This window comes from Candidatus Burkholderia verschuerenii, assembly GCF_001189365.1.
GTDB classification, from domain to species: domain Bacteria; phylum Pseudomonadota; class Gammaproteobacteria; order Burkholderiales; family Burkholderiaceae; genus Caballeronia; species Caballeronia verschuerenii.
The window spans coordinates 1-1120 of record NZ_LFJJ01000376.1 but is presented as its reverse complement, the minus strand read 5'-3'; the positions used below and the strand labels follow the sequence as shown (position 1 = coordinate 1120).

General features: G+C 47.0%; 1 protein-coding gene. It reads right to left on the bottom strand.

The genetic code is table 11. The annotated features are described in order from the left end of the window. Positions 1-133 precede the first annotated feature (133 nt). The gene (locus tag BVER_RS36115) at positions 134-955 is read right to left on the bottom strand and encodes a retropepsin-like aspartic protease (protein WP_157056307.1); all 822 of its coding nucleotides are present in this window, start codon (positions 953-955) and stop codon (positions 134-136) included. Positions 956-1120: the final 165 nt, after the last annotated feature.

Genomic DNA, 1120 nt, shown 5'->3' with positions numbered 1-1120 from the left:
CCCCCCCAACCCACCCCGGACCGCTCGTCGGCAGCGTCAGAAGTGTATAAGGGACAGCCCTTGGGGCCTTGAGCACATGATTCATGGCAAAACTAAGCTTCACTCCATTGATTGAGAATTCAATAGAGCTATCTCAGACCCTAAGTGTGGCATCACAAGTGGCTAAGAAGGGACGCCCCAAAATAAGAGGGGTCTCATGGTCTTCCTCCATGTCGAGCACGATGAAATCGACCGGGATAATGAATTTGTCAAGTTGCACTAGCATATCCTCAATCATCCCACACGGATTAACCACGGTCATATCGGCCAATTGAATCAAGACAGGTGTTTTTCCCATTAGGCTATCCTTCTCAAGAGTCCTCACTATAGAAAGTGGCATCAAGTTCACCGCTGCTCCCGGGTCACACAAAGCCTTCTTCACCAAATTGTTTCCAATGTTGAGGGGGATGGTACAACATCCGGGGTCCTTCATCTTCTTGGGCAGCCGCATATCATTCTTGAATATTGAGCTACAACTTTGGCTCAATTGGACGATGCCTTCTCCTTGAAACTTCTCATTGTTGGCCACAATGTCCTTTAGGCACTTAGCATACTTTGGCACGTCACAAATGAGGTCAAGGAAGGAAATGTTCAGGTTTATCTTCTTCATCAGTTCCACTAGCCTCTCCATCAACTTGTCTCCTTGTAGCTTGTCTTTCCTAGCAATCGTATAAGGGAGTTTAGGCTTCTCACACTCATGAACCACCTCCTTTTCATCTCTCTTCCTCTTGTTGGGCTGAGCTTCTCCTCCCTCTTTCTCAAGAGTCACCACCACCTCATCATTCACTTTGCCTTCAATGTGGCACTTCTTATCGGCCAAGGCTTGAGTTCCAACCTTCTCTTTGTCCTTGTTGTCTTGAGCTTTGCTAGATTCTCCTTGCAATTTCTTTCCACTTCGTAAATGGACTGCACACATCGGCTCTTTCTCCTTTGGGTTGGGAACTGTATCGCTAGGTAGTCCGCCACTTCATTTGGCATTGAAGCTTTGCATAAATTGGCTCATGGCTGCCTCACGTGCTTTCTTGCCTTTTTGTGAGGACTTCATTTCTTTAGCCAATTCTTGAACTGCCTTCGCCAAGTC